Below are 25,924 nucleotides of genomic sequence, written 5' to 3'. Positions count from 1 at the left end.
ACCTTTGCAGGAAAAGGGTAAGGGGTATGCAAATTGAATACCCCTTATCATCCTTCTTCATGAAGGATTTTTTCTTTGTCGTGGGGTGACAATTTGTCACCCCTTTTCAGGTGTCCCAAAATTGACGACTCTTTTTAGTATCGGCCAAATTGACCGGAACTGATTAAGGAGTTACCGAAACGACAACCCCTTTATGTAATCTTCAACTACCGACAATTCATCGGTACTTCACGAGTCGCCGTCAAACCACTTAAAAAAGGCGCGTTTAGAAATCTTATAAATCTTCCCTACTTTGACAACATGAAACGGTGGATCCTCCATTAATTCATACGTTTGTCTACGGCCAATCCCCAATATTTGTTGAATGTCTTTAGGGGTTAGTGCTTCTGGAAGTTCATCTCTGTTAATTTGGTTATCCATTATTTTATCCTCCTATGTTTTTACTCTACCTTTCTTCACAAGCATTTCTATTATTAACAAACAACCCCATTAAAATTTGAACAGTTTAAGCAGGATTAATGATAATATTGTCTAATGTAATAACAATATTGAAAAGTTTACTTCATTGTAATTAATAATATTAATTTTTACATTAACATTAACATTAATTAGGAGGGTGGATATGGGGAAAATATGGGCTATATCAACGAATAAAGGAGGCGTACTGAAAACGAGTATTTGCAGTAACCTCAGTGGAGTTTTAGCACAAAAGGGTAACAAAGTTTTGATTATAGATACAGATAATCAAGGAAACATTTTGCTGTCATTCGGAAAAAATCCTGACGAGTGTGAAGTTACACTTTATGATGTTTTGGTTGAAGGTGCACCCGCTTCAGATTCAATTGTTAATGTTTACAGTTCAACTAATGGAAGCATCGATGTACTTCCAGCAAATGACGACATGGCTTTTTTTGAATTTGATGTACTGACAGAGCGCAATAAGTTCCCCGAGCCTTTTAAGTTATTAAAGGTAGCTGCTGAAGACTTACGGGATAAATACGACTATATATTAATCGATACTCCTCCAAACCTGGGATTAACTCAAGGGAATGTCCTTACATATGCAGATGATATTTTAATCCCGTTCCAACCAGAAAACTACTCGATGAGGTCACTGGTAAAAATCCTAAATGCTATTCAAGACTTCAAGTTAAAGAACAATCAAAAGTTAAACATACTTGGAGTTGTAGCTACTCTCGTGGATCAAAGGACGACACTTCATTCACAAGTTCTTCAGGAATGCAGGAGATTTTGTTTAGAGAATGACATTTCACTTTTAGATACTGTTATTCCTCGTTCTGTTCGCTTTGCTTCTAGCATAGCTTACGAGGGATTACCCGCTACTTTAACGGAGAAAAAGAATCCACTGGTTTCTACTTACTTTGATTTATTAAAAGAGATAGAGGAAGGTGTTTCATAAATGGCTAGAAAAGATAAATCATTATCTGGATTTGGTGACGTTGCTAAGATTAATAAAAATGATGACAATAACAATAAGGCTAATGCTAATGACGATAAAAAAGGTGACGTGAATAATAACACTAAAAATAATGCTAACAATGATGTTAACGTTAATGTTAGCGAAGAGGGGAAGGGAGACTACATAGACGAACTGCTGGAAGGGAAAAAGAAGAAGAGTGATGAAACGGTCATGACAGGAATTTACTTAGAAAAGGACTTGGCTGATATACTTGCTCGGTTAGCTAAAAAAGGTGGTCGTGGAACTAAATCAAAAGTAGTTAACGAAGCACTTCGAAAAGTGTTTCAGGAAAAGGGGATCTTATAGCATCGATGTCAAACCCGGCTATTAAGTAGCTGGGTTTATTTGTGCAAACTTCAGTCGGTACCATTTTGGTATCTACTGAACTGAAAGTTTAGGCATGTTTCCTCTGTCCTCAAATTGAGGTTGGAAAGGCGAATGTAACAATTTAGATAAAAGGTTACATAAGAAAAGTGATTAAATCCTTTATATATCAGGGTTCTTAAGCAATCTTAGAAATTAAGGGTGTACAATGTATCATTTTGAATGTTTTAGTTACATAGAAGAGTAACGTTTTGAATATGGATGTTACATAAGAGAAAGGGAGTGATTTTAAATGGGGAAAAGCACAACGGTACAACCGATTAGAAACAAACAAAAAATCGAAGAGATAAAAAACGTTCTGAAAACAAAATCAGAAAGAGATTATTTCTTGTTCGTAATGGGGATTAATTGCGGACTAAGAATATCAGATATGCTGCAGCTGACGGTTCGAGAGGTTTTAGGGAAACAACATATCAAGATAAAGGAGAGTAAAACAGATAAATATAAACGTTTTAGGATTAATGCGACCTTACAAAATGAAATATTGAAATATACCACTGGAATGAACGAAGATGATTATTTATTTCCTTCACGAAAGGGAGATAGACCCATCACAAGAGTTCAGGCTTATAGGATTCTAAATGAAGTAGCTGCTCAAGTTGGTTTAGAAGAAATCGGCACTCATACTTTACGCAAGACATTCGGTTATCACTTTTATCAAAAAACAAAAGATGTAGCTATGCTTCAAGATATTTTCAACCATTCGGCTCCATCGGTAACAAAACGTTATATAGGAATCTCCCAGGATGAAATAGACGAAGCGATTGATAATTTTAGTTTGTAAGGTTGTATCGTGTGGTACCTAAGCAAAAAAAACATAGAAAATTCCCCCAAGCTTAGGCTTCAGGGGATGAGACTTGACTATTAATATAGATCAAATACCTCTTAATAACATTATAACATACGGCAAAATTAACGTTAATATTAATATGAATAATAACGTTAATTTTATTCTAAAATTCACAGTCACGATAACACTTTCTGCAAGTACTTATCGTGATTTTTTATTGCACACAAACATTCGTGTTAATAATTACATAACGTTAACTAAATATTAATTATAACACTAACATTAATATTAATTACCTTGTCTAACCCTTGCTAATAAAGGATTTTATAATAAAATTTAAATTTAAAGTGAATAAAACACAACACAAATCGTATATACAAAATGTATATACTTAGTTATAATTGAGACAAATAAAACTGGAAAGTGGTGGAGAGATGTCAAAACAAATGAACATTCGGTTAGATGAAGTTCACATGTCTTTATTAGAAAAAATGGTGGAGAAGATGAAAGAGGAAGGGATAAACACTAATAAAACAGATACGATCCAGAAGGCTATTTATTCATTTGCTCGTAATAATGTTTTAGGCCAAGAAGTAGTAAGTGAAATAATTGATAAATATTACAGAGGAGAGCGGGTTGAATGAACATAAAAACATCGGAATTACAGTTGATTATTACTTGCGTTAATGACCGTAGGCAAAGATTTAAAAGGGAACTGGAGAAGGAAAGTAAATATTCTTGGTCTGATGAAATTGACGATTTAAAGGTGGATGTTGAGGAACTACAGAATTTACAAACGAAACTTGAAGATATGCTGGAAGAAAAACTTAAAGGATAGGAGCGGGTTGAATGAAAACATATCGTTATGTAGACCAAAAAACAATGAATGAGCGCATGGTGACAGCTTTAGAAACTGGTTTAGGAAGGAAGTTAACGAAATTAGAGGCTAGGAAGATTGAATGGTTATCAGGTTCAGAGTCGGAAACTACAGGAGTTTTATTAGATCTATTCAAAGAATTATCAGGTCGAAGTACAGAGGAACCAGTAACAACTAATGTGGACGATTTAAAAGTATCCTTTGTTCAAATGCCGGATGACGAAACTTTTGCTTATGGTATATTCAAGATTAAGGGACTAAGTAAAGTCTTATTTCGATTTCAGTACTTCGATGGAAAGACAGTACGTGTAGAAAATCAAGGTTCGGTATTCCTTCTTGACTCCGAAACCAGCAGCACCGGCAAAGAAATCGATTTGAAGTTAAGTCAGGAGGAAGTAGAAAAGTACGAACGTGATATTCAATTCATGATTGAAAATAACATGGTTCAATAAAGAGGAGCGGGTGAAAATGGGCGTTTACGTTGCTTACAGTTTAAAAGATGACCGCTATGAGCTAAAGTTTGATGGTAAAACAGTACACGTTGAAAAGTATAAATGGAATAACTTCATCAGGAAACAACACAACGATAATAAAGATGTCATTAGTCTTGGTGGTGACCTTAGTGTGGAACCAGAAGAGCTAGAAAGATTAATTTCCAAGTAAAAAACAATCAGCCATACTTTCCCCTATGGTACAATCATGGTTGTGAGGAGGAGAGGAAAGTTGGCTAGAGAAATCAAAACTAAAGAACAACGGAAAGCAGAAAAGGAAAGTGCTTTACGCAGCTGGATTGAAACAAAAGTTAATTTATCGAACGATTGGATTGATAACGAAAAAACGCAATCCAAACGAGGAATTATCCGCGGTGGGGTTTATATGTGTCAATTAGGGGAAAACATAGGTACTGAACAGGGAGAACACAGACCTGTATTAGTCGTATCTAATGATTTAATCAATTCCACCTCTGGAAACGTGTCCGTAATTCCTTTAACAAAAAACTTAAAAAAGAAGGTTTTACGTGATAAAGAAGGAAAAGTAAAAGAGGTGCTTAACAAACCTCAATATAGAAGTCATTATTTCCTCTTAAAAAGAAAATACACTTTCCTAGAGCATGATTCAGCAGTTTTAGGCGAGGAAACTAAGACTGTAAGTAAGGTAAGAATAGGAGACCACAAAGGTGATATTTCCCCCGGGGATCTTGACAAAATCATTACTCGTGTAAAGTGGGTCTTTGGCATTTAAACGAGCTAGGGTTGACGAAATGGACAACCTCTTTTATAATTTAGGTAATTACATCGTCCGTCACGTCACGGACAAATCGCGTGAGAATATCACGTTTTTTATCATAGGGGACCTTCATAATCAGGTCCCTTTTTATTATTTCTAGGAATAAAAAGGCTTGTTTTGAGTAAACATCTTAATACATCGCCCATCACGTCATGGGCATTCCCCTACGTATTAGTAGGGAAAGTCATCGTCCGTCATGTCACGGACAAACCGCCCCCAGGGACATAGATCCTTGGGGGTTTTATTATTTTTCCTAAAGTAACCAGTTACTGATATTACCGATATTGGTTTACATTTACCGATTGGTAATCTTATAATTAAAGCAATGAAAGCACCATATCGTGTATATATGGTGCATTCGCTAAATGCCTATTTGTATACAGGTTAGGAATTTTGAATACAATATTAAAAATGAGCTAAGGTGTTGCAGCACCCTAGCTCTAGCAATAAGACTGTTGAAAAACGGTCAGCTCAGGAAAGTGATTCACCCATTGAACGTTTCGCGGCGTGCAGGGTGGGTTACTTTTTTAATTTTAAAGCCATGTATAAAGTAACAAAGAAGCTACCAGCTGCAAATAAAAGCATTAGGAATTCCATGACTACTACCACCCCCCTAATTTGTGACATAGCGTTTAAATCGGGGGAGCATGACCTCTTTTTTCACATCATCTTATCACTTATCCTATTATACACAATTCTAGTCCTACATGAGAAACATGTATCCAGAATAAGACATACACTTCCGAAGCGGTGTTCGCTTTGTGAATAAGAGAAAAATATGATAAAATACCACTCTTTTAATTAACAGTCAAACTACATAAGGATCTAGAGATAGGGGCACCATTTTATATTCGAGGGTACACCAATTTCATGTGTTATAACGAGATGTTTTTGAGAAAACTAATCACGAAGGATATTTTATGGGGACAGCTGCCGACAATTTGTCGGACACTTGAATTACCCGCTCCAAAAGAAGGTGCAAATAGTGGATTATTTTATCTTCTTTTCGTTGCTGCTATTTCCTTTAATCCTAGCGTTGAAATATGACTATACGAAACCAGAACATGATAAAGAGCGTTATAAGTGCCAGTCTCCAATAGAGTCCCGATTGTATGAGGCGCTTAAAAGAAATGGTTATCCAGTATCTACACAAGTAAGAGAAGGGCCATACAGTATCGATATAGCCCTTAGAGGGGCGAGGATTGCAATTGAATGTGATGGTAAGGATTATCATTCATCTCCTTCGCAAAAGGAAAGGGACAGGAAAAGAGACGCGTTTTTAAGACGTAGAGGATGGAAAGTACTTCGCTTTTCGGGTAAGCGGATCTACAGAGATTTAAACGGTATTCTTGCTCGTATTGAAAAAGAAATTATAAAAAAGTTATAACCATTTTGGTTAGTACTGAAAATTAATAAATCAACGCTGTTCATTTTTGTTATGGGGTACTAATTAGCAACATTTTTTGAATGTGCTCTAAACCGTTGGGATTAAAAGCGGGAGCGCAGATAATAGACCGATAATTATTATCCAGCTCATTATCCATGAAATTCTCCATCTATTATCCAAATTACAACTAGTTGTAAATAAAAAAATCCTGAACACTCCTTTCAAATTGCCGATATTCATGAATAACAAACTTGAAGGGGGTGTTTTTGTATGGCTAAAAAAACTCAGCTTGCCATTCGTTGTGCTGAAGTTGGTGAAGATGTTCAATGTATGGATACTGGAAATGGTTACGACGTGGAAAAAGTCTTTGATGATGGATCTGTGTCCGTTGGTACCAGGTTTAATATTATGACTTGCTCAACAGAATTAATCGTTTTAGAACCTTATAACTATTGGGTGGTTGAGCAAGTAGAAGCGGCTGAGGAAGGAATTAACGTAACAATAGTTGATGAATAAAATATGCGGGATTTTATGCAGTACAATGCAGTTTGTAACTAAAATATTGATAAATAAACAATGTATAAAATCATGTATAGTGGGTTCCGTACAATGTGGGCGGAACCCTTTATTTATCAAGATTTCTATTTTTTATTATTACTACTGGTCCCAACTGAAAGGCAAGTAGGGAAAGTTTGTCCTTACTTCAAGTACCCACATTTTGTGGGTGGTTACTAACCCTAATATAGTCACGGTTTTGAATAATCCCCTTATGGTATTTACAATTAAATCCTGTAAGTATTGATGTAAAAGCTTTTTTTAGTTGGAATTTTAAATACTTAATTCAAATACTTGTAACAAATACTTGCACGTTCACCTATTTGCACAAAGTATTTACGTGAAGTATTTATTCTAAGTATTTGAAAATATCCCCTGTACTCGGCAGTTGTCGTCAGTTTGGTGACAACTGAATACAAAAAAGACCCTTTCCTTTATTGGTTAGGGTCTTTTTTAATGAGTGGAATTTTCTTCAGGTGTGTACTCCAGAAGTTCGGAAAGTGGAACATTTAAAGAATCGCAAAGTTTTATTAGTGTTCCTAACTTAACCGTATCTATATCTTCATCATGGTAAAGCTTATTTAGTGCATTTCTACTTAAATGAGTGATTAACATCAATTCCGATACGCTATCAATCTTTTTTTTAGCCATAATAATTCTTAAATTATTGGTTATAGCCACGTCTATTCCCCTCTCCCTCTTACTCCTCTGAGTTATATTTTACTTTTAAAGAGATAATTTATCAATTATTTGTTGACAAAATTACCCTATAAATATAATAATTAACCATATAAGGTTAAAGTTTCATAGATTAAGGACAAGTTAGGAGAGGATAAAAATGAAAAAGTTAGAAGCCCCAGTACTTTCTGAAAAGGAAATAGCTTATATTACGGAATTAATGTATTCAGAAGGTGGACAAGTCAATCGTTATTTAATGGACAGATTTAGAGCTGCTAACCCACAAATAACATCTCAACGTGACGAAGAATTGGTTTCTCAAGCGTTGATTGCTGGCTTTTATTTATATAATGATGTCATTGCTGGATATATAGACATCCTCAAAAAGGGGGCTAATAACAATGACTGATGTTGTTGTAACAGGAGATGAAGGAAAGAAAACAATCGATTTAAAAAAATTAGTAAGGAAAGCTGAGTTAGAAAAATTGATCTCTACAGAGGAATTAAATTTCGAAGGCGTTTGGAATATAGAACAAAACAATGGCTCTATGTACATATATGTTGGGCCAAGGTTAATTACTTATCGTTTACCCTAATTCTGATATATCAAATCGCAAAGAATTCGATAGATGGGTAAAAGGGAAAGCAAAGGAAATAAAAGAAAGTCAGTGTGTCGGAGAATTTTAAGGAGGTAAAAATACAATGAGGTTAACACTTCGTCAGGCCAGATTAAATTGTTACTTATCAGAAAAAGAAGCAGCCAAACTAGCTGGTTTACCACTAAGAACCTTAAAGCGTTTGGAAGCCGATTGTTTTGATGTAAGTCGTGAAAATTTGATTAAATTATTGAGATTATATGAGATCAGTGCAGAACATGTTTATCTTGGGAAGGAAGCCGATTGTTTAAATAAACAAAATAAAGCCACATCGCTGGGAACGACGTGACTTTTGGGTAAATAAAAAATTTCAATACTAAATATTATAATCAAATTTGCTGGAAACGTAAAACATGGATTTCAAAAATAAATATCTGGAGGGGATAACGATGTCAAAAGGAACTATTTCATTCCTTACATATCAGCAAATAACACAATTAAAGTTAGCGATAATGGATGCAGCAAATACGTTAATTGAGGATGAAGCTGTAACTCGTGAGGAAATAGCTTTAAGTCTTATGAAAACAATGACATACTTCGAGTGTCTAGATGAGTTAGGAATGAATGCCCTCAGATCAAATGAAATGGTGGAGCTGGAGGAGATCATTTCTAATGTTAATGAGTTAAAGGCAGTAGCAACTGAATAAGAAAAATACACAAAGGGGGCGCGAAATGCGTACTCCTTTTTTATGAAAATAAAAATCTCTTATTATCGCCAAAAATTTCAGTGCTTGATAACATGTTTTATAAGGCTATGTAGTTTTATGGTGAAGTTTGGTAGAATAATAGACAAAGAAAAAACCCCCAATGGTTTGGCCGCCGCGGGAGTTTCTTCGATACTGGAAGGACAATGCCTTCGCTATTAGGATTGTTGTACCTTTTTAGGACAACGACCCTTTGCTATTGAATTTATGTATATATAATAGCATAGGCAGACGTTCCTTTCCACTATGGAGAGGGGAATTTTTATGGAAAATCGCTCAACAGCTGCTAATAATGTTGATAATGCTAAATACCATGCATGGTTCCATCATAATGGTGCTGATGGATGGATAACCGTCGCTAAAAAAACACCTGCAGGTAAGTTCCGGCAATACCACTATAGACCTGAAGATTTGGCCGAACAGTTAGGAACATGGTTAGGTGAGGACGTGTACTTCAGTCAAAACACGTTCTTTAAACCTCAACGAAGCATAGAAAACATTCGTCAGCTACGTTCCTTATACGTTGATTTAGATTTTTATCTGTTTAATTATGAGCCGTCGTGGATCTTAGGTAAGTTAGAACATGAATTTTTTGGAGAGAGCCTTCCTGATCCTAACATCCTTATTTTTAGTGGACAAGGCATTGTTTTAATTTGGTTGTTGGACCCTGTTCCTTATAAGGCTTTACCGTTATGGCAAGCCGTACAGAATTATTTTTTAGAGTTATTAAAGGAGCTCGGGGGAGATGAAAGAGCAGCGGACGCTTCGCGTGTCTTTCGTATTGCTGGGAGCGTGAATAGTAAGAACGGTGCTGAAGTAAGGGCCGAATATCGCCACGATTACCGTTACCAGTTACGTGATATTCAATATGACTACCTTCCTGATCTAACAGAGGAGCTTAAACCCGCTCCAGGAACAAAAAAGCGTGGACGTAAAAAGAAGGTTGCTCAATTATTCAATACGTATAAACTCCATTATGCTAGGTTATTAGACTTGGTTAAGTTGGTAGAGCTTCGTAACTATGAAGTGACAGGATACAGGGAAACGATTTGCTTTTTATATCGTTACTGGTCCTGCTGCTATACAAACGACCCTTCAGAAGCACTAGATCAAACGTACACGTTTAATTTACAGTTTAGTGCCCCTTTACCCTTAAAAGAGGTTGAAAGGGCTACAAGAAGCGCTGAGAAGGCGTGGATAGCTAAGAATGATAAGAAGGCGAATGAACTTGCTATTGAAAAAGGTTATCCGGGAGCCGGTTATAATATCAGCAATAAAAAGCTAATATCGTGGTTAGACATTACAGATGACGAAATGGAGCATCTACAGACGATTATAGGGGCTAATGAAAAAAAGCGTAGGAAACGTATAGCTAATATGGAAAAACGTCGTGAGGAAGGCATGAAGCCGCGAGAGGAGTATTTACAGGAGCAGCGAGATAAAACACAAGATAAATTATTCTTATTGCAACAAGCTCTAAAACGATACCCGAATGCTACACAAAAGGAATTAGCCGAAAAACTAGGCGTGGACCGCTCTTATATAGCTAAATTAAAACGAAAATTAAAAGTGTGACTGGTCTGTACGCTTATATTATGGGCGTAAGCCTGCTCGCTTTTTTATCTTATCCACAGGCAGGATATTATCGTTATAATCCAAGAAAAGAATTTATTTTTTTTACAGTATTGGAGGGTATAGCGGCCAGTCGGCCTGAGACGAAGGTAAACGACAGTGCGGCAGGATCTAAGCTCCTACACAAAATATTACCACTACTATATATTACTTATCTCTGTTCACTACATTGATTTGTACAGTTAATTTGAATTGTATGGATTACTTACTACAACGATAAGGTAGAACCTTTAGAGTTTTAAAAGTAAGTAAAAAAGAGAAACCAGTAATTTATACATTAGTTCTTCTAACAATACTTATTAAAAACTACATAACACTTAAAATAAGACACTTATTCCTTTGTATATTACGTTTTTATGTTGGAATAACGGTTTTGTACCCGAAGTTGTTAAAATTGATATATGGGCTTTCTAGGCGTTTTATATGAGGTCTGTATTATAAGATGAATATGAAATGATAAAAGACACCGTAAAAAGTATTACTGGGTGTCTTTTTTGTCGTGCATTAAGGTGTCTAAAAATATTTTTAATAACTGTTTATCTTTCTCTGTAAATGATATCCCTTTGTAGTTTATTTCTTGTCGTTCCTCTAAGAGAGTGTTGAAGTCAAAGAATCTTTGCAAAACCTCTTCTTTAGTTAGATATTTACTGCTTTTTGCTCCATTCTTATCTTTTTTGGTTTCCATGAAATTAACATCAAAGACCAATGTTCCTTTTTGGGTATTGTTGTCCCAGATCTCATCAATAAAAGAATACCCAGCTTTTTTTAATAGTGTTGAATAATCGGTATTTAGCGCTTTTGCTATTTTTTCTAATAAGTCTGGAGCGGGTGGCTTATCTTTATTTTTATTTGTTTCAATTTGTGATAAGTAGGGTTGTGAAAATCCAGTCTTTTTAGCTAAATCAACTAAGGTTATTTTTTTCTGCTTTCTTATAAAACGTATATATTCCCCTATATGTTGCTCCATAAATACCTCTCCTTTACTAGTTGTTTATATTAATTCTACCTAGAAATATAAATGATTGCAATAATTATGTAACTAAAAAGTTGAAAAGTATTGAAGTTTATTATATTTAGTTATATAATTTACACAAGAGCTATATTTACTTATATTTTTAGGGTGGTGTTGATATGAAGATTAAATTAAAAGACGAATCGAAGTTCAATGAATTAGTAATTAAAAAAGGTTGGTCGAAAAACAAACTTTCAGTAGAAGCAAAATTGTCACAACCTACTGTCGTCCAGATCAGTAAAGGAGTGAGAAATCCAACTCCACTTTCAGCTAAAAAATTATGTGATGCTTTAGAAGTTAGTTTTGACGAGATATTTGAAATTATTGACGAAAAAGAGGCAGTAACAATTTGAACATAAGACAATCTATTAAGCAGTTGGAATGATTAGGTGGTGATGAGGATGACTAACAGGATTCGGGATATTGATTTTTTAAAAGAAGAACTAAAGAGCAAGGGGATTTCTCAAACAAAGTTAGCGAAGGAAATGAATTGTTCCCAGCCATACGTAAATCAAGTACTAAATGGATTAAAGGATCCCAGGAATTCCTTTTGCATAAAGATTTGTAGATTGTTAGATAAGGATTTTGATGAATTGTTTGTAGAATACGACAAATATGGTTACATTGCTGAAATTGACCCGGATTTCCCTTTTGATTTTTTTCCGGATGTCGCTAAAGAAATCGGGTTGAATGAATCAATTATTATCCAGTATCTGCTCGGATGGGAGTATAACTACAAATCAGTACAACAAAATTTTATGGACGGATATTACTGGGTGATTATTAAACCAGGGCAATGGGAAGAAATATTTTGTTTTTGGGATAAATTGACGGTAAAAAAGCTTGTTGAGAATTTGATTTCTCGCGGATTGCTTGTACAGAAAGAAAATTGGTTTCGAGTTCATCGGGATAACTATATAAAAGAGTGTAGTTAGTATGGAGCATAAGACTTTTACCCGGTTCCCGAATGAAATTTATGACTATATTCTGAATCCCAAACAATTTACTTTAGCGCAATTAATGATTGTTTTGGTAGTGATAAGAAATACTTATGGGTGGAACAAAGAATACTTTCAAGTTTCTAATAATGAATTATCTATTTTAACTGGATTTAGCTTAAAGCAGATTAAACGTGATGTGAAGTTTTTAGTAGATCAAAAGGTTCTTATCAAAGAGCAGGAAGGTAATAAAAAAATGCGACTAAAGTTTAATGAGCCTTCTGCGAAAAATGATGCTTTTTTATAACCATTACTGTTATGCACTCACTATACAGTGTTGGTTATAACTCAGTGATACCAACGGTTACAAAGGTTAAAAATTATAAACACAACTGTTGTGTGATTAATAGATAGTCTAGTTATAATCCAGTAATACCAAGGGTTCAAAGCTTATAACCAAACTGTTATGTATTTATAGGTAGGGTCACCCATGACCCCATTATAGGGTCATCCATGACCCCACTGATAGGGTCACCCATGACCCCACCTGTTCCAGTTCCTTCATTAGAGCGAACTTTCGAAAGAAAGATTTTAAAGAAATATTAAAGAAAACTACCTCGCAAATTTCTTTGCAAGGGCAGATTATTTTAGAAAGGATAATGAGAATGCAAATTACACTGAATTTACCAGGGGGTACTAAAACTTTTACGTCTCCAGTTCCAACTGTAAAAACATACGACTCCTTTCTAAAAATGCGAAAGAAAGTCAATGTAGCAAATGTTGGAGAGAATCCAAGAGAACTGAAAAGACTAATCAAGTTCATAACTAAGGAGGTGTTTAAAAATCAATTCACAGTAAGGCAGTTTTATCAAGGGGTTCCCTTGAATGAACTAGCTCTTGTGTGTCTAGAGGCAATAAACGAAATAGATGCTCATGCAGCAGGATTAGATGTAAAGATGGGAGGATGAATTAAATGGCCGAGGTTGGAGCTTTAAGAGTTAGTTTGCAATTGGACAGTGCAGACTTTAGCAGGAACATGACGGACATCAACCGTAAGTTAAGAAACACAAAATCAGAAATGCAATTAGCAAAGGCTAGTGGTGACGGATTTGGAGGCTCTATAAATGGACTTCGTAAACATTCTGAGATATTGAATAGACAATTAACACTTCAACAAGAACGTGTTAGGCGATTAAAAGAAGAATACGAACAGTCTAAAAAAGAAAAAGGCGAAAATGCTAGAGAAACAGAAAATTTAGCGACACGCTATAACAAAGCAGCTGCCGAAATGAAAAACACTGAAAGGGAATTAGCGAATGTAACAAGGGAAATTGAAAGACAGTCTAACCCGCTTATTCAGTTATCAGAGAACCTAGATCGTTCCGGAAAACGGATGAAGGATTTTGGTCAGCAAATGACCGACACTGGAAAGAAACTTTCCATGAGGGTGACAGCTCCTATTGTAGGGTTAGGGAGTGCAGCATTAAAAGTTGGAATGGATTTTGAGGAATCTATGAGTCAAGTTCAAGCTGTATCTGGAGCTACTGGAGAAGGTTTAAATAACTTAACAGAAATGGCAAAAGAAATGGGTGCCACTACAAGATTTTCGGCTAAATATAGTTGGTCAGTTACTGGTAAATCAGTAGCCTAAAACAGTTGGTGAATTCGGAGAAGGCTAAGTTTCAGTTACCCTTAAATTGATGTCAACTGAAATATGCTAACTCCGAGCGAAGCCTTACGGTGACGTAGGGAACGTGTAGAGACTAGATTGAGTATTCTTATTCTGAAGTGGGGACTAAATGAATAAGAGGAAATATCCACGAGCGCCAACCACCTAATTACATAAGGAGGTGTCAGGTACTTACAAGTTATCAGTACCTGAAAGACAGAAGGGTGAAGATATAGTCCGATACTCCAGAGAAATCTGGAGAGTAAGTTTAAACGGCTTACGTAACATTTGACTCAAGCAGCAAGCGGAATGGAATTTTTAGCGAGAGCCGGGTTCGAGGTATCAGAAATCATGGATGCAATGCCGGGCCTTTTAGATTTAGCAGCATCTGCGAACATGGATTTAGGACGAGCAGCAGATATAGTTTCAAATATTATTAGTGGGTTTGGTTACAATGCAAGTGAATCAGCGCGTGTAGCAGATGTTTTGGCTAAAGCCTCATCCAGTGCTAATACAGATGTAGGTCAACTAGGGCAAGCAATGGAAGTAGTGGCACCAATTGCAAATACATTAGGACTCGAAATAGAAGACTTATCAGCAGCAGTAGGTTTTATGTCCGATGCCGGTATTCAAGGTTCACAGGCCGGAAGACAACTAAGACAGGGGATGTTACGTCTTGCTAGTCCTACAGGTGCTGCTTCTGATTTGATTGAGGATTTAGGAATAAAAGTCTTTGATGCTGACGGAAATATGAAAGATATGGCCTCTGTAGTAGAGGAACTTGGAAATGGCTTAGAGGGGATGAGTGCTGATGCAAGAACAGCAGCTTTAGCTACTATTTTTGGTTCTGAATCAACTGCTGGGTGGTCAGCGCTTTTAGATCGAGGTGCCAATGATTTAGCAAATTACACAAGAGAACTTCAAGAATCAGAGGGTGCAGCACGTACAATGGCAGAAATAATGGAAGACAACGCCAAAGGGTCCATGCGTGAATTCCGTTCTGCTTTAGAAGGCGCTGGAATTGCCATTTCCCAACACATTATCCCTCAGTTCACTCGTGCTATTGAATTCGGTACCGGATTAGTTAGGAAATTTGGAGAGCTTGACGAAGAAACTCAAAGATTAATCGTGAGTGCCGCAGGAGTAGCAGCTGCAGTCGGTCCAGTACTTGTAGTTGGTGGTCAACTTGCAATGGGTATCGGTGGTTTAATGACAGGAGCTTCAGCTTTAACAGGTGTCTTAGCAGGAGCTGGAGGACTTACAGCAGCGTTTACAGCCTTAACAGGTCCAGTAGGTTTAACTGTTGGTGCAATAGGTTTAGCTGGAGCGGGAATTTACGCTTACACGCAATATGCTAATAGAGCTAAAGAAGTAAATTTAGATACAGCAAATTCTTATTTAAACCAGGCTAACTCACTTGAAGAAATCGCTGGTCGTTATGATGAGTTACGTAGGATATCAGGGTTATCAGCTGACGAAATAGGAAGAGTATTAGATCTTCAATCACGTCTGGAAGGTGAGTCAGATCCTAAAAAGATCGAAGCCCTTCAACAAGAATACGAAAAGCTTAGAAAAAAATCAGGATTATCTAATGAGCAACTTGAAGAAATGCTTGAATTAAATAATCAAATCATTAGGCAAACTCCAGAAGTTCAACAGACTTTTACAGAGCGAGGAAATTCTGTAGTTGAAGCAACTGACAAAGTTTACGATTACATTCAATCACTCCGTAATATGGCATGGGAAGAGTTACAAATTGAGCGGTTAAAAGCATTGGAAAACGAAGCTGAAGTTCAAGAAGAAATCAATAGATTATCCGAAGAGTTAGCACGTCACGAAAGAAATAGAAATGAATTACTTGGTATGAGTAACATGACGCAGGAAGAAATCAGCCAAAGACTCGATGAAATAAACAAGAAGTTTATGCAAGGTCTTTTATCAGAAGAAGAGTTAAATGAGTTAAGTCGTGAGCGCGGGCATTTATATACCCTCCAAGAAGGTAAGCTTACTGAACAACTAGATAAAATCACTAAGCAACGAGAAGAAGTTAATGAAGACCTGGAGTTGAACAGACAAAAGTTATCTAAGCTGTATGAAGTCGATGCAGCTATAGCAGGAATTCTTTTACTTGAGCTTGGGATTAACGAACAGGGAAGAGAAGGTCTGCGAATTGCAGATGAACAGCTAAAAAAATTACGCGATGAAAAAGCTGAAACTCAAGAGCGTATTAAACAAGAAGGAGATAAAGGCGGTCTTTTACAGGACCACATTAGAATACTCGATGAACAAATTAATAGGCACCAATCTATTATAGGTCAGATCGAGCGTGAAACAGGTCTTACTTCGGAGCTTCTTGACGACGAAAGGGAGAGGGAAAGAGTACAGGGGCAAATCGAAAGGCGCTTAAATACAACAGCGCGGCTTTTGACAGAAAACACTCGGGAAGCTGGGTTTTTAACATTAGAGCTAGGAAAAGATGTTACTAAAAATGTACGTGTTACGGACAATGGAACGATAGATGATCTTAACAAAAGGGCATCTGCTCCAGTAAATAAATCTGTTCATATTCATGAACGGATAGCTGCAAGTGCAGGCTTACAAATTCCTAAATACGCTGCAGGAACAGAGTGTAACCCAAATGCATTAGAGATGGTAGGGTGAGATGATAAATGAGTTTAGTTATAGGGATAGCATTCAAAGATTTTGTAATAGTTTCAAATGACTCAAAGGTAACAATACAGCACTATTATGCTGACACATTAGAAAAAGATAAGAGTAAACCTATCATTGAGACGAATTTAAAAAGCGAAAAGGTTACTAGAATAACAGATAAAGTATTTCTTGCTGTCACTGGGTTCCAAAATGTTACTGAGCTTATAAAACAAGAATTAGTCCAACGAGTAAATAAAGATAATGATTTACAGGAATGCTCAAAGATTGCAGAACAAGTGATTACTGAAATCAAAGGAAGAGAATTAGAGGGTTTAGACATACCTGAACAAGATGCAATTAGGATGATTAGGGAAGGGTTTAGCGCATATTTATTTGGCTTTACTCATTCTGGTAACGCTGGTTTAAAAGACATTTGTTACGGAGGTTATGCTGAATCTAGAGACATTACAAAGGCTTACCCAACAGTTATAAACGGTCCAGACCCGGAGTATGATTTTAAATTTAGAGAGGTTTTATCTTTGAGAAAAGATGAGAGATTTTTTCAAAACTTTATAAACAGAATTTTGGTGGTTCATGCTTACTTAAGTCATAAACACCACACATCTGTATCAACAGATTGTAACTTTCACATTCTGTACAAAGATGGAGACTTAATAAAATACTCTAAGCAAACTATTGATAGCGCTAATTATTATGAACAATTTGGCTTAAAAACGCTTCAAAAAGAGGTTGAAAGTGACGATTTTTAATTCGAAATCTAATAAAAGTATTTCAGAAAATCTTTAAATTGAAAATGTAATAAACCAGTAGAACGTTGGTATAGCCCCCCTCCCCTAAAAACTGAGGGAAAATTTCTCGATTGACCGGACATGGCCCTTCGCTTACACCGCAGGTCAATTTTTCGTGAAAGGGGGGTACAATGAAAAAGTTGTACAATCTATCTAAAAAAGTTATACAACGTGGGGACTCCTGTGAACAAAGGAGTCCCTTTAACACAACCAAAGGGTTGAATACCTTTTCCAATTTCCCTCTAGAACGGGTACGAACCTTCGTATTAATTATTTCCCAAAATGAAAGCTTGTTTTGGGGGGAGGGGGGGGTATGATCCCTAGAGAGATTTAGCTCTAGACCGGACCCGGAGTTATACGTGCAAAAATCTCGATTTTTAAAGTAGCCCTTTTCGAAAATGACTTTGGTTATTTCCCTTTTTGGTATTTTAAAAGTAACCCTTTGGAATTTAAGGAGATGATTACAGATGCCTGGACGATTACCAAAACCCGTAGCCGTTATTGAAGCAGAAGGTAATAAAGGTCGTTATACTAAGGCTGAATTAGAGCGTAGAAAAGAATTAGAGATAACCCCAGCCAATGACAATATTAATTGTCCAAAGTGGCTAAAAGGCGAAGGGAAAAAGGAATGGGATAGGATAGTAGATGAACTTAAAGAATTAGGTTTATTGACTAATCTAGACGTTGCATCTCTTGCAATTTGTTGTGATGCTTACGGAAAATACGTCGTTGCTACACGGCAAATAAAACAAAAGGAATTACTAATTGAGTATGTGAATGCTGCTAGACAAACAAATAAAGTTACTAATCCTCTTATCCAAATTGCTACAAAGTACGCTGATATGTACAAAAAATACATGATTGAATTCGGTCTGTCTCCAAGCGCTAGAGCGCGTTTAGTATCAGCGACTAGAACGGAAGAAGACGAAGAAGATGATGATTTATTAGATTAAGTGATCTCAGATAAAAGCGACTTATTTATTGGGGTGTTTCAAGGTGAATGAGGAATTGACTTTGCAAGAATTCAAAACAAGCAAAAAAGTCGTTGAGGTTGCTTTTGAGAAGTATAGGCTATTCAAGTATCTTCTAAATGTCCCTAATTTAGATACCATAACAGAACCAGAGAAAGAAGAGTACTCTAAAAGACAACTGTTTTGTGAATTCATCGAGGGGATCGTTTCAAAGTTACCATCAAAAGAAAGGTTCCTGATTGAAGAGCGTTATATGTCATTAGAGGCTGATTATATATCGGATTATGAGATTTACTCCGATAAAATGAAAATAGCTGAAAACACATATTCAAAGATTAGAAAAAGGGCATTTTCCAAGCTTTATTTAAAGTTGAAAAAGATAAATGATTAAGCTTCACATATTGATAAAACGCACTAAGTTATTAATTGCGTAATTGTTGATGATGTTATTAATAATAATGTTAATATTTTGTTAACAAATACAATATTATTAATGAAAATAAGGGAGGGGGAAGGTGCAATGAACGATGATGAAATAAAGGCTAAACAGGAGAAACTAAGGGAGAGAAGTGAAAAGTTAAAGCAACTGGGGAATGATATGCAAAAAACAGGTGCCAATATGACAATGACCGGATGTGGTTGCTTGTTGTTTGTGACTATACCTATTATTCTCTTACTCTTTTTGCTTTTTTAAATTTAAGATCAACAACTCGAGACAGGGGAGCTTGTTACCTGTCTTTTTTTGAAAAGAAAACGTAGTTACTACAACGTTTTATACAGTAACTACAAAGGGCGTGAATTTATTATGTATTGTGTAATTCAAAAGGTAGTCAATAAAAAGCCTGATTTATTTGGTACACCAAAAGAGTTATACGTTAACTCAATTTCTTTTACTATTGATGGTGAATTTAAAACAAAATACACATATCACTATAGTGAAGAAAAGTTTGAGCGACCTATTACAGATGCCTATAAAATCAGCATCCACAAAAGCTTTCGTAAGGATGGAAAAGTAAGAAAGAAACAGTGGGTTATTTGTACCATGAGCTATTATTCTTTAATTGAGTTTTGGCCGGGGGATTGTGTTTCACAGTCAAAGTTAGAAGAAAAGCTAAAGGAGATGGGAATCACTGAAGAAGAACTCTGGGATCTTGTTTATGAGAAGTTAGAGCCATTAATTGATGAAGTTAAGTTAGAGTTTGAAAGAACGGAAGAATATAAGACTAAGAAAAAACAAGAAAAAATTTTAGAGCAACACCGTAAGAAAAAATATGCTTTTGAAAAGAAATACGGCTCTGATACATATGACTATTGTTATGATGTATTTGGAGTTTTAAGAAATAGTGAGTACCTGGAGATTTTGAAAATGTATAATGAGCAACAAAGTAGTTACTACAACAGTCATCAAAGTAACTACAATGATTATTTTAAAAGTAGTTACTTTACTCAAACTACTAGTAACTACACCGATGAAGAAAAGGCAATGCTAAAGAAGATATATAGATTAGCAGCTAAAAAGTTTCATCCAGACGTAACTAAAGACGATGGCTCCATGATGAAGTTTTTGACTAAATTGAAAGAGGAATGGGGTATATAGTCTCTAACAATCCAATTCCAGATAACACGAGCACACCCGCCTTTATGGGAGTGCTTTTTTATGCAAAAAAAAACGGTCTATGCTTGAACATAGACCGTTTTACATATCCCAAAAATCATCAGCCTTAACACTGGGATCTAATTCCCTTAATGCTTTTAAAATCTTTTTTACTGTTCTAGTTGTCGGTTCTCTTTCGCAGTCTCCAGAAACTAAATCAGCAACAGTGCTTCTACCTAATCCAGCTTTTCTTACTAACCATTCCTGAGTTTTCCCATGTCTATCCAAAAACCTACCTAAGCGACTTCTTTTTTTCCCCAAACCTAATCCTAATCCAAACATTATTTAACTCACTCTCCTATCTACAATTCTATGTATCAACCATCTTGTCCAATTTCCACCAAAAATAAACGCTCAAAAATAATGCGTTAAAAATGAGTAATATTGGACAAACGGTGCCACATAAACCTTTTAACACAGGTAACACATAGGTCACACGATTGCTCTATAAAACAACCATTTGTGTATCTGGAGTAATACGAAAGGAGAGGAAATATGGCATTAAGGAGTAATGATGCAGGAAACTTTCAATCAAAGTTAATTAGTGCTTATGGGGAAATGATGATCCCCTCGAACATTACTCACTATCGAGAAAGGAGTCTAGATGAAGAACGGTTCGGTAAATACGATTTAATTGTTGAATACGAAGACAGAAAATACTTTGCTGGCACATTAGCAATGAATGAGGATGAGTTTGCAGATTTCGGGGAATCGTCAAATATGTTTGGGAACACCAAAGCCCATGAAGAAGCCAAACTAAGGACTATCATTTCCTTAGCCTTATCAAAAGCTACTGGAGATGTGCAACTAGTAGTGGGGCAACCGATTAAGAAGCATAAAGACAACGAAAAGAAGAAGATTATCCAGATGTTAAAAGGACCTCAGAAGATAATCATTAATGATATAACCTACGAGTTTGCCATTACTGATGTTGCTGTAGCAGCTGAAGGCTCATCAGCTTACTTTGCTATCGATAAGGAGGTAAGAGAGCAACACGAGGTCATTAGGATCATCGATGCAGGAAGTGGAACGGTTAATTGCGGCACTATCTACCTGGGCAAAAAAACAGATAAAGGCTCAGATACGTTTAACTTTGGTCGAAATACAATCAAAACAGATGTTAAAAGCTTTGCTGAAGGAATTTTAAAAAAGACTACTGGACTCAAGTGGAACCAAGAGGATAGGGTTTTTGTTTGTGGCGGTAGTGCTTATGAAATTATCAATACAATCCAGAACCATTATGAAAATGCAGAAGTAATCAAACCTCGTATTCAAGTTGGAAGCACAATGAAACGGATCCACCCGGTTTATGCAAATGCAGCTGGATACTACGAGATAGCCAGGGGGTTATACGGGTGAGCCACAACCGAGCGATAAAACCAGTGTCGTTTAGCTTAAACAAAGATGATGAAGTAGAAATGCTTGATTACGTCAAAAACAAAAATTTTTCCAACTACGTTAAGAGACTAATATTTTTCGATATGAGGCAGAAACTAAGAGAAATTGAACCCGCTCCTACATTACCACCAGTTACGAAAGATGACTTCGAAGGATTCATTTAAGCTCCTAACAGACTATTATTCTCTTTAATTTAAACATGTTCACAGTTGTCTAAAAACCAGTTTTTGTACAGTGTTTTTCCTCTGTATGCATTACTCAGTTTTATTTTGTCCATCAACCTCTATCATTGAATTTTTAATCCTGTTTAAAGAGGTAGAGGGGGAGGTATGAAAGAGGGGGGTGCGGGGGGAGAAAACTAGGAGGGGGGGAAGGGGAAGGGACACTACTTTGAATTGTCTGAAATCTTTAATCAATTCATAATCAGAGAGGGGTTGCTTGTATGGATACAATTACAATTCAAGTGAACGGGGAGCGGGTGGAAGCGAAGGTCACTAGGGATGAATGGTACATTCCTGAAAGACCTTATATCCCTCGTGAAGACATTACTTGTCCTCAGTGTGGTTCAAATAACATTACAGCTAACCTTATAGTTCATGGTTTCGCTACGGTATGGGTGAACACAGGGGATATTGATGATGGGCCAGACGATTGTGATTTTGGCATTGATGACGTTGACGAATGTTCTTGTGAGAGTTGTAGCCATGAATGGAGTGAATGGGAGAGGCCGAGGTGAGATCAAATGGATATTTATAATAAAATCGATAACGCAAAGTCCGAATCTGAAGTAAAGGAACTCTTATTAACATTAAAAGTTAAAGAGTTAAAAGAAGTGGCAGCGTATTACAATGTGTTCGTCATGAAACCAAACAAAAAGAACTATATCGAACGGATTACCAGTAATACAGTAGGACTTAGATTACGTTCAATAGCGATAAATCAGGTGGAATTAAAATGAAATATATCATAGTAAGTGAAAAACGGAATGTATTTTACAATTTGTCCGATTTAATTCCAGAGTTTATGAGAGTTGAAGGAAAGACGGAGCAAGAAGCAATTGATTATTTCATGGAAGGACTAGAAGGAACTCGTTATATGAAGTTCCCAAAGTATACTTCTGCATTAGTGATTGCAGACTGGATAACGCAAGATATGGACATTGAAGTTAACCAAAGTGAATTACAGTAGTACACCGACTTTAATAACAGGAGGCTAAAATGATAACATTAGGAACCTTATTTGTCGGCATGGCCGTAGCTTTATTGTCTTATAACGCAGGTGTAGAACACGCTCAGAAACGCCAGATTGAAGAACATGTAATAGAACCCGCTACAACCTTTATTCCAGAAGACTCAGACGATGAGATTATAGATTTAGTGGAGGAGGATAGCGGTGAAGAATGAGTGGAAATGGGCTGAGAATGTCAATCTTTTAAAGATGTCTCCAAAGGAAATTGAAACATTACACAACATGGACCCATTAACCCGAAAGTTTACCCTCACCTTTAAGTACGATGAACGTTTCGGCTGGAATCGATACGAACCACAGCATGTGGATCTAGCCGATACAACCAAAGAAGAATTTTTAAACCACATGAACGAATGGTGGGAGCAGTGCTCAGGTAATGGAGTAGTTAAGGACTGGATTTGCCAGTATGATTCGTACACTTATACAGCTATGAACAAATCAGAATTCACCGAATTTCTTTACCGATTCATGAATAGTTGGACGGATACGAGAACGAATGTAGTTGCCGATGGGTTTCGAGAAAACTTCTGGCATGGGATAGATCACGAAGTAGTAGCACGTCAAAAACAGGATTTACTTGCATGGATTGAAATGAAGAATGAAGTATTTGCTCAAAAACTAGGAAACAACTTCGATATGGTTATAGAAAACCTTATTGAATGGGTTAATGTAAATGCAATTCTAGAACCGTTAATGGTGTTACTCGATCTATTAGGAGTGCTGCCATTATGAACTATGAGTTTATCGATTTCAGGGAATTCGTAAGTAATAAGGTTCATCCCCAGCCAGAAATAAATGATTTAAAGACTCATAGTGTTTTTAGTACTGGGTATATCATTATCGGATTAACCTGTGTATTTGCTGTAGGAATAGGAGTTGCAGAAAACGTCCTAGTAAGGATGGGGAATGACCACATAGCAGAAACTATTGTGAGGTTTATGAAGGTCTTTATGCCAATAACATTACTTGCAGCATTAGCCATTCTAGCGTTTATGAATCCATTGTTCTAGGAGGAACCCATATTATGATAAAAGTCGATATTGATCAAGAAGAAGTAAGGAAAATGATTTTAGAAAAAGTAGAAGAAGTAGCAAAAGATGTTGATAAAGAATTAATCTTTTGGGATTCCAAAGAGTTAACACGTAGAACTTGCATGAGCTGGAATACTGTTGTAAAAACATTCTTCCACGACCCCAGATGCCCTCGATATAAAGTTGGTGGTAAGTGGTATTTTTCAGCTGAAGAAATGAAGAAGTTTTTGTTGGTATGGTTAAGCGAACAAGGTAGGTGAATGTATGAAAATACTAAAAGAAAGGCAATTAAAAAGCCAACTCCGGAAAGTATTTAATGCAGTTGGTATCTATAAAGAGTATCAAAGTTACCAAGATAAAAAGAAAATATACCCTAAGATCCATTCGGCGAGGGAATTAGACAATGGTAATAAAATAGAATTTGTCTTTACTTTATTGAACGGAATGGACCCAAAAGAGGTCAAAAAAAAGGAGTACGCCTTTTATCAAGTGTTTGGCAGTACTCTAGAGATAGAAACAGATAACATTAAAAAGTATACGCTCACCGTTTACAAAAAAGACATTGAAAGTAGAATTCTCTGGAGCTACAAAAAGGTCAAAGACCTGTTAAAGGATTATGAAGTTCCAGTAGTAGCTGGGGTAAACAAAAACAATCAGTATGTTACGTTTGATTTAATAGAGAATCCTCACTTACTCATTAGCGGAACTACTGGAAGTGGGAAAAGCACACAGTTAAGAAGTGTACTAATGACCCTAATTGCTGCAATGCCTCCTGAGAAGTTAGAACTTTATCTTGCTGATTTGAAAATGGCTGAATTTCAGTTTTTTAGATACGTCAAACATGTTAAAAATCTTTGCCTGACTAGAGAAGAAACTAAAGCTATGCTAATTAAGATAATGGTTGAGTTAGAAAAAAGACAGGCGCTTATTGTAGAAGAAGGAGTGACACACGTTAAGGATTTAGAAAAGAAGCGGGTCCCATATATCATAGTAGCTATCGATGAGTTCGCTTCACTAAAAGATGATGATGCAATGGAAATCATATTGGAGCTAGGTAATAGAGGTAGAGCACTTGGCATTTACCTCATCCTCTCCATACTACGTCCAGATGCAAAAACAGTGGATAGCCGAATTAAAGGGAACCTTAATGCCACAATGGGATTTAAAGCAAAGAATGCCATTAATGCAAATGTTATTGGAACTCCCGGAGCAGAGAACCTAAAAGGGAAAGGTCGATTCTTATTAGACTCCCTTACTGTTGATGGAATGCCAGAGCTACAAGGGATATTTTTAAGTGAGAAACGACTAAAGAAGCTCCTGGAACCATATAAGGTAAGCAAAGAAGAATGGAACGTAGATCAGCAACCAGAAGAAATAGACGATGAAGAGAATGATAATAATGAACCATTCAATGGAGCCCTGGGTGATGTAGAATGATTCAAAGAGATAAACTTATTTTAAAAGCTATTGAGAAGTTCCGTTGTCTAGAAAGGTACCATATAGAGAAAATGTATTTCACACATTGTAAACGCCCTTACAACAACGCAAATATCAGTCTAAAAAGATTAAGAGATAGAGGATATATAGTAAAAGCTCCAAGCCGTATGCCTTATGTGTATTTACCCAAAATTAATTCCATAAAGCGAAATTCAAATAAAATAGACCATTTCCTAGCTATGGCCGATGTCTATTTAGAGTTAGGATTGCCAAAGACATTCGATATAGAGCCACGCTATAAGGCGGATGTACGCCCAGATATATTCACTATATATAAACGTTCTCCTTACTTCATTGAGGTCCAGAAAAGCTTATATACAACAAAAGTAATGCAGAAGAAAATAGACCTATATGAAGAATTCTACGCTAGTGGAGAATGGAAGAAGTTTTGGTGGCAGCCTAAAAATGATAAATATAAACCATTTTTCCCTTTTGTTATTATCCTGACTGAAGCTAAGTATCCGATTAAAACAACCAACGTGAAGGTAAAACAATATAAAGACGTGAACGAATTCATATTACCTTTGCAGGAAAAGGGTAAGGGGTATGCAAATTGAATACCCCTTATCATCCTTCTTCATGAAGGATTTTTTCTTTGTCGTGGGGTGACAATTT

Annotated in this window: 41 protein-coding genes; 37 read left to right on the top strand and 4 right to left on the bottom strand. The window is 36.2% G+C overall.

What is annotated here, in order from left to right; all coding sequences use genetic code 11:
- Positions 1-228 precede the first annotated feature (228 nt).
- Complete coding sequence (locus tag J2S74_RS26505; RefSeq protein WP_307332514.1) at positions 229-420, bottom strand: helix-turn-helix domain-containing protein; 192 nt, start codon at positions 418-420, stop codon at positions 229-231.
- A gap of 202 nt (positions 421-622) precedes the next feature.
- Here J2S74_RS26505 and J2S74_RS26500 point away from each other — a divergent pair, with 202 nt between their 5' ends.
- From J2S74_RS26500 to J2S74_RS26455, 10 genes are all read left to right on the top strand, one after another.
- Positions 623-1,420, top strand: a complete 798-nt coding sequence (locus J2S74_RS26500; protein WP_307332513.1) for a ParA family protein — start codon at positions 623-625, stop codon at positions 1,418-1,420.
- Complete coding sequence (locus J2S74_RS26495; protein WP_307332512.1) at positions 1,421-1,786, top strand: hypothetical protein; 366 nt, start codon at positions 1,421-1,423, stop codon at positions 1,784-1,786. It begins immediately after the preceding gene.
- A gap of 310 nt (positions 1,787-2,096) precedes the next feature.
- Positions 2,097-2,648, top strand: coding sequence for a site-specific integrase (locus tag J2S74_RS26490; protein WP_307332509.1), 552 nt, complete (start codon positions 2,097-2,099; stop codon positions 2,646-2,648).
- Positions 2,649-3,088: 440 nt separating this feature from the next.
- Entirely contained in the window at positions 3,089-3,298 is a 210-nt protein-coding gene (locus tag J2S74_RS26485; protein ID WP_307332505.1) for a hypothetical protein, read from the top strand.
- Positions 3,295-3,492 carry a hypothetical protein gene (locus tag J2S74_RS26480; RefSeq protein ID WP_307332502.1) on the top strand — a complete coding sequence of 66 codons (198 nt, stop codon included), beginning with the start codon at positions 3,295-3,297 and terminating at the stop codon, positions 3,490-3,492. Before J2S74_RS26485 ends, J2S74_RS26480 begins: the two co-directional genes overlap by 4 nt.
- 11 nt (positions 3,493-3,503) lie before the next feature.
- Positions 3,504-3,983 carry a hypothetical protein gene (locus J2S74_RS26475; protein ID WP_307332500.1) on the top strand — a complete coding sequence of 160 codons (480 nt, stop codon included), beginning with the start codon at positions 3,504-3,506 and terminating at the stop codon, positions 3,981-3,983.
- Between the two features lie 16 nt (positions 3,984-3,999).
- Positions 4,000-4,194: a hypothetical protein gene (locus J2S74_RS26470; RefSeq protein WP_307332498.1), complete on the top strand. Its 195-nt coding sequence runs from the start codon at positions 4,000-4,002 to the stop codon at positions 4,192-4,194.
- 60 nt (positions 4,195-4,254) lie between these two features.
- The gene (locus J2S74_RS26465) at positions 4,255-4,773 is read left to right on the top strand and encodes a type II toxin-antitoxin system PemK/MazF family toxin (RefSeq protein WP_307332495.1); all 519 of its coding nucleotides are present in this window, start codon (positions 4,255-4,257) and stop codon (positions 4,771-4,773) included.
- Positions 4,774-5,803: 1,030 nt separating this feature from the next.
- The gene (locus J2S74_RS26460; RefSeq protein ID WP_307332492.1) at positions 5,804-6,205 is read left to right on the top strand and encodes an endonuclease domain-containing protein; all 402 of its coding nucleotides are present in this window, start codon (positions 5,804-5,806) and stop codon (positions 6,203-6,205) included.
- 270 nt (positions 6,206-6,475) lie between these two features.
- Entirely contained in the window at positions 6,476-6,721 is a 246-nt protein-coding gene (locus J2S74_RS26455; protein WP_307332489.1) for a hypothetical protein, read from the top strand.
- A gap of 492 nt (positions 6,722-7,213) precedes the next feature.
- Here J2S74_RS26455 and J2S74_RS26450 read toward each other — a convergent pair whose 3' ends face one another.
- On the bottom strand, positions 7,214-7,441 hold the full coding sequence (locus tag J2S74_RS26450; RefSeq protein ID WP_307332485.1) for a helix-turn-helix domain-containing protein: 228 nt from the start codon (positions 7,439-7,441) through the stop codon (positions 7,214-7,216).
- Positions 7,442-7,598: 157 nt separating this feature from the next.
- Between J2S74_RS26450 and J2S74_RS26445 the strand changes: the two genes are divergently transcribed.
- The 5 genes from J2S74_RS26445 (at position 7,599) to J2S74_RS26425 (ending at position 10,373) form a co-directional block, all read left to right on the top strand.
- Complete coding sequence (locus tag J2S74_RS26445) at positions 7,599-7,847, top strand: hypothetical protein (protein ID WP_307332481.1); 249 nt, start codon at positions 7,599-7,601, stop codon at positions 7,845-7,847.
- A complete protein-coding gene (locus tag J2S74_RS26440; RefSeq protein WP_307332478.1) occupies positions 7,840-8,034 on the top strand; it encodes a hypothetical protein in 195 nt (64 codons plus the stop codon). Before J2S74_RS26445 ends, J2S74_RS26440 begins: the two co-directional genes overlap by 8 nt.
- A 106-nt stretch (positions 8,035-8,140) precedes the next feature.
- Positions 8,141-8,383: a helix-turn-helix domain-containing protein gene (locus J2S74_RS26435; RefSeq protein ID WP_307332475.1), complete on the top strand. Its 243-nt coding sequence runs from the start codon at positions 8,141-8,143 to the stop codon at positions 8,381-8,383.
- A gap of 100 nt (positions 8,384-8,483) precedes the next feature.
- A complete protein-coding gene (locus J2S74_RS26430; protein WP_307332472.1) occupies positions 8,484-8,741 on the top strand; it encodes a hypothetical protein in 258 nt (85 codons plus the stop codon).
- Between the two features lie 321 nt (positions 8,742-9,062).
- Positions 9,063-10,373 (top strand): replication protein, encoded by a 1,311-nt coding sequence (locus J2S74_RS26425; protein ID WP_307332470.1) that lies wholly within the window; start codon positions 9,063-9,065, stop codon positions 10,371-10,373.
- A 535-nt stretch (positions 10,374-10,908) separates the two neighbouring features.
- On the opposite strand, the gene J2S74_RS26420 is transcribed toward J2S74_RS26425, so the two are convergent.
- Positions 10,909-11,397, bottom strand: coding sequence for a helix-turn-helix domain-containing protein (locus J2S74_RS26420; RefSeq protein WP_307332467.1), 489 nt, complete (start codon positions 11,395-11,397; stop codon positions 10,909-10,911).
- 164 nt (positions 11,398-11,561) lie between these two features.
- On the opposite strand from J2S74_RS26420, the gene J2S74_RS26415 reads away from it, so the two are divergent.
- The 11 genes from J2S74_RS26415 (at position 11,562) to J2S74_RS26365 (ending at position 20,078) form a co-directional block, all read left to right on the top strand.
- The gene (locus tag J2S74_RS26415; RefSeq protein ID WP_307332465.1) at positions 11,562-11,795 is read left to right on the top strand and encodes a helix-turn-helix domain-containing protein; all 234 of its coding nucleotides are present in this window, start codon (positions 11,562-11,564) and stop codon (positions 11,793-11,795) included.
- Between the two features lie 48 nt (positions 11,796-11,843).
- On the top strand, positions 11,844-12,377 hold the full coding sequence (locus J2S74_RS26410) for a helix-turn-helix domain-containing protein (protein WP_307332462.1): 534 nt from the start codon (positions 11,844-11,846) through the stop codon (positions 12,375-12,377).
- 1 nt (position 12,378) lies between these two features.
- The gene (locus J2S74_RS26405; protein ID WP_307332459.1) at positions 12,379-12,687 is read left to right on the top strand and encodes a replication protein; all 309 of its coding nucleotides are present in this window, start codon (positions 12,379-12,381) and stop codon (positions 12,685-12,687) included.
- Between the two features lie 352 nt (positions 12,688-13,039).
- On the top strand, positions 13,040-13,348 hold the full coding sequence (gene gpG, locus J2S74_RS27480) for a phage tail assembly chaperone G (RefSeq protein WP_370876081.1): 309 nt from the start codon (positions 13,040-13,042) through the stop codon (positions 13,346-13,348).
- A 5-nt stretch (positions 13,349-13,353) separates the two neighbouring features.
- The gene (locus J2S74_RS26395) at positions 13,354-14,031 is read left to right on the top strand and encodes a phage tail tape measure protein (protein WP_307332454.1); all 678 of its coding nucleotides are present in this window, start codon (positions 13,354-13,356) and stop codon (positions 14,029-14,031) included.
- Between the two features lie 306 nt (positions 14,032-14,337).
- Positions 14,338-16,710, top strand: a complete 2,373-nt coding sequence (locus J2S74_RS26390) for a phage tail tape measure protein (protein WP_307332452.1) — start codon at positions 14,338-14,340, stop codon at positions 16,708-16,710.
- 8 nt (positions 16,711-16,718) lie between these two features.
- Positions 16,719-17,471 (top strand): Ntn hydrolase family protein, encoded by a 753-nt coding sequence (locus J2S74_RS26385; RefSeq protein WP_307332449.1) that lies wholly within the window; start codon positions 16,719-16,721, stop codon positions 17,469-17,471.
- Between the two features lie 506 nt (positions 17,472-17,977).
- Complete coding sequence (locus J2S74_RS26380; RefSeq protein ID WP_307332447.1) at positions 17,978-18,463, top strand: phage terminase small subunit P27 family; 486 nt, start codon at positions 17,978-17,980, stop codon at positions 18,461-18,463.
- A 43-nt stretch (positions 18,464-18,506) separates the two neighbouring features.
- On the top strand, positions 18,507-18,872 hold the full coding sequence (locus J2S74_RS26375; RefSeq protein WP_307332445.1) for a hypothetical protein: 366 nt from the start codon (positions 18,507-18,509) through the stop codon (positions 18,870-18,872).
- Positions 18,873-19,001: 129 nt separating this feature from the next.
- Entirely contained in the window at positions 19,002-19,175 is a 174-nt protein-coding gene (locus tag J2S74_RS26370; protein WP_307332444.1) for a hypothetical protein, read from the top strand.
- 48 nt (positions 19,176-19,223) lie between these two features.
- Entirely contained in the window at positions 19,224-20,078 is an 855-nt protein-coding gene (locus J2S74_RS26365; RefSeq protein WP_307332442.1) for a hypothetical protein, read from the top strand.
- Between the two features lie 99 nt (positions 20,079-20,177).
- Here J2S74_RS26365 and J2S74_RS26360 read toward each other — a convergent pair whose 3' ends face one another.
- Positions 20,178-20,417 (bottom strand): helix-turn-helix domain-containing protein, encoded by a 240-nt coding sequence (locus J2S74_RS26360; protein ID WP_307332440.1) that lies wholly within the window; start codon positions 20,415-20,417, stop codon positions 20,178-20,180.
- Positions 20,418-20,630: 213 nt separating this feature from the next.
- Between J2S74_RS26360 and J2S74_RS26355 the strand changes: the two genes are divergently transcribed.
- The 11 genes from J2S74_RS26355 to J2S74_RS26305 all read left to right on the top strand — a co-directional run bounded on the left by J2S74_RS26355 (position 20,631) and on the right by J2S74_RS26305 (position 25,866).
- A complete protein-coding gene (locus J2S74_RS26355) occupies positions 20,631-21,494 on the top strand; it encodes a ParM/StbA family protein (protein WP_307332438.1) in 864 nt (287 codons plus the stop codon).
- Positions 21,491-21,697 (top strand): hypothetical protein, encoded by a 207-nt coding sequence (locus tag J2S74_RS26350; RefSeq protein ID WP_307332436.1) that lies wholly within the window; start codon positions 21,491-21,493, stop codon positions 21,695-21,697. The genes J2S74_RS26355 and J2S74_RS26350 overlap by 4 nt, the downstream gene beginning before the upstream one ends.
- Positions 21,698-21,975: 278 nt before the next feature.
- Positions 21,976-22,269 (top strand): hypothetical protein, encoded by a 294-nt coding sequence (locus J2S74_RS26345; protein ID WP_307332434.1) that lies wholly within the window; start codon positions 21,976-21,978, stop codon positions 22,267-22,269.
- A 6-nt stretch (positions 22,270-22,275) separates the two neighbouring features.
- Positions 22,276-22,491 (top strand): hypothetical protein, encoded by a 216-nt coding sequence (locus J2S74_RS26340; protein ID WP_307332432.1) that lies wholly within the window; start codon positions 22,276-22,278, stop codon positions 22,489-22,491.
- Positions 22,488-22,721 carry a hypothetical protein gene (locus J2S74_RS26335; protein WP_307332430.1) on the top strand — a complete coding sequence of 78 codons (234 nt, stop codon included), beginning with the start codon at positions 22,488-22,490 and terminating at the stop codon, positions 22,719-22,721. The genes J2S74_RS26340 and J2S74_RS26335 overlap by 4 nt, the downstream gene beginning before the upstream one ends.
- A gap of 29 nt (positions 22,722-22,750) precedes the next feature.
- On the top strand, positions 22,751-22,936 hold the full coding sequence (locus J2S74_RS26330; protein ID WP_307332428.1) for a hypothetical protein: 186 nt from the start codon (positions 22,751-22,753) through the stop codon (positions 22,934-22,936).
- Positions 22,926-23,513, top strand: a complete 588-nt coding sequence (locus J2S74_RS26325) for a hypothetical protein (RefSeq protein WP_307332426.1) — start codon at positions 22,926-22,928, stop codon at positions 23,511-23,513. Before J2S74_RS26330 ends, J2S74_RS26325 begins: the two co-directional genes overlap by 11 nt.
- On the top strand, positions 23,510-23,791 hold the full coding sequence (locus tag J2S74_RS26320; RefSeq protein ID WP_307332424.1) for a hypothetical protein: 282 nt from the start codon (positions 23,510-23,512) through the stop codon (positions 23,789-23,791). The genes J2S74_RS26325 and J2S74_RS26320 overlap by 4 nt, the downstream gene beginning before the upstream one ends.
- Before the next feature lie 14 nt (positions 23,792-23,805).
- Positions 23,806-24,072 carry a group-specific protein gene (locus J2S74_RS26315; protein ID WP_307332421.1) on the top strand — a complete coding sequence of 89 codons (267 nt, stop codon included), beginning with the start codon at positions 23,806-23,808 and terminating at the stop codon, positions 24,070-24,072.
- A 4-nt stretch (positions 24,073-24,076) separates the two neighbouring features.
- A complete protein-coding gene (locus J2S74_RS26310) occupies positions 24,077-25,249 on the top strand; it encodes an FtsK/SpoIIIE domain-containing protein (RefSeq protein WP_307332418.1) in 1,173 nt (390 codons plus the stop codon).
- Positions 25,246-25,866 carry a replication-relaxation family protein gene (locus tag J2S74_RS26305; RefSeq protein ID WP_307332415.1) on the top strand — a complete coding sequence of 207 codons (621 nt, stop codon included), beginning with the start codon at positions 25,246-25,248 and terminating at the stop codon, positions 25,864-25,866. The genes J2S74_RS26310 and J2S74_RS26305 overlap by 4 nt, the downstream gene beginning before the upstream one ends.
- The last annotated feature ends 58 nt before the right edge of the window (positions 25,867-25,924 follow it).

The sequence above is a fragment of the Evansella vedderi genome (assembly GCF_030813435.1).
In the GTDB taxonomy this organism is placed as follows: domain Bacteria; phylum Bacillota; class Bacilli; order Bacillales; family Salisediminibacteriaceae; genus Evansella; species Evansella vedderi.
The sequence above is the reverse complement of the archived record's forward strand: the minus strand, read 5'-3'. Positions and strand labels throughout refer to the sequence as shown.